This window comes from Roseovarius halophilus (ex Wu et al. 2025), assembly GCF_047086965.1.
The window spans coordinates 1-1901 of record NZ_JBKOTX010000422.1; the positions used below are offsets into that span (position 1 = coordinate 1).

A 1901-nucleotide genomic window follows, 5' to 3' on the forward strand; every position below is an offset into this window, starting at 1 on the left:
TCGACGACGGAGGGGTCTGCGAGTGTTGATGTATCTCCGAGGGCGTCGTAGTCGTTTTCGGCGATCTTGCGCAGGATGCGGCGCATGATCTTGCCGGAGCGTGTTTTCGGCAGGCCGGGGGCCCATTGGATCAGGTCGGGGCTGGCGATGGGGCCGATTTCCTGGCGGACCCAGTCGCGCAGCTCCTTGCGCAGGGCTTCGCTGGGCGCTTCGCCGGCCATCAAGGTGACGTAGCAGTAGATGCCCTGGCCCTTGATGTCATGCGGATAGCCCACCACCGCGGCCTCGGCCACCTTGGCATGGGCGACCAGGGCGCTTTCGACCTCGGCGGTGCCCATGCGGTGGCCCGAGACGTTGATGACGTCATCGACGCGGCCGGTGATCCAGTAGTCGCCGTCGGCGTCGCGCTTGCAGCCGTCGCCGGCGAAGTAATAGCCCTTGTAGTCCGAGAAGTAGGTCTTCTCGAAGCGGGCGTGATCGCCCCAGACCGTGCGCATCTGGCCCGGCCAGCTGTCCTTGAGGCAGAGCACACCCTCGGCGGGGTTGCCCGCGATCTCCTCGCCGCTTGTCGGCTCCAGCACCACGGGCTGGACGCCGAAGAAGGGCTTCATCGCCGCGCCGGGCTTGGTGGCATGGGCGCCGGGCAGGGGGGTCATCATGTGGCCGCCGGTTTCGGTCTGCCACCAGGTGTCGACGATGGGCACGCGCCCCTTGCCGACGATGTCGTTGTACCAGGCCCAGGCCTCGGGGTTGATGGGCTCGCCCACGGTGCCCAGGACCCGCAGGTCCGAGAGGTCGTGGCGGGTAACATGGTCGTCGCCCTGGCCCATGAGCGCGCGGATCGCGGTGGGGGCGGTGTAGAACTGGGTGACGCGGTGCTTTTCGCAGACCGCCCAGAAGCGTCCGGCATCGGGCCAGGTGGGCACGCCCTCGAACATCAGCGTGGTCGCGCCGTTGGCCAGGGGGCCGTAGACGATGTAGCTGTGCCCGGTGACCCAGCCCACGTCCGCGGTGCACCAGAAGATGTCGCCTTCGTGGTAGTCGAAGGTCACCTCGTGGGTCATCGCCGCCCAGACGAGATAGCCGCCCGAGGCATGCACCACGCCCTTGGGCTGGCCGGTGGAGCCGGAGGTGTAGAGGATGAAGAGCGGGTCCTCGGCCGCGACCTCCGCCGGCGGGCAGTCGGGCGAGGCCTTTTCGGCCTCCTCGTGCCACCAGAAATCGAGCCCGTCGCGCCAGGCGACCTGGCCGCCGGTGCGGCGGACCACGAGCGTCTTGACGTCGCGCGTGTCGTGCAGCAGCGCCTGGTTGACGTTGTCCTTGAGCTTGGTGGTCTTGCCGCCGCGCGGGGCGTGGTCGGCGGTGATCACCAGCTTGGCGTCGCAGCCGTTGACGCGCGCGCCCAGGGCGTCGGGCGAGAAGCCCGCGAAGACCACCGAATGGATCGCGCCGATGCGGGCGCAGGCGAGCATGGCATAGGCGGCCTCTGGGATCATCGGCAGGTAGATGACGACGCGGTCGCCCTTGCCCACGCCGAGGTCCTTGAGAACGTTGGCCATGGTGCCGACCTGCGCGGCCAGCTCGGTGTAGGTGATGTGCAGCGCCGCGTCGTTCGGGTCGTCGGGCTCCCAGATGATGGCCGTCTGGTCGCCGCGGGTGTCGAGGTGGCGGTCGATGCAGTTGGCGGCGACGTTCAGGGTGCCGTCCTCGAACCAGCGGATGTTGATCGCGCCGGGCTGGAACGAGGTGTTCTTGACCTTCGAAAAGGGCGTGATCCAGTCGATCCGCCGCCCATGCTCGGCCCAGAACCCCTCGGGGTCCGAGACCGAGGCCGCATACATCTCGTCATACCGCGCCGCATCAACATGCGCCCGCGATACGGTCTCCGCGGAGGGGGGATA

Annotated in this window: 1 protein-coding gene; it reads right to left on the minus strand. The window is 68.3% G+C overall.

Features of this window, described 5'->3' with window-relative positions; all coding sequences use genetic code 11:
• On the minus strand, positions 1-1901 hold a 1901-nt coding region (acs, locus tag ACH107_RS32395; RefSeq protein ID WP_412509716.1), incomplete at both ends, for an acetate--CoA ligase.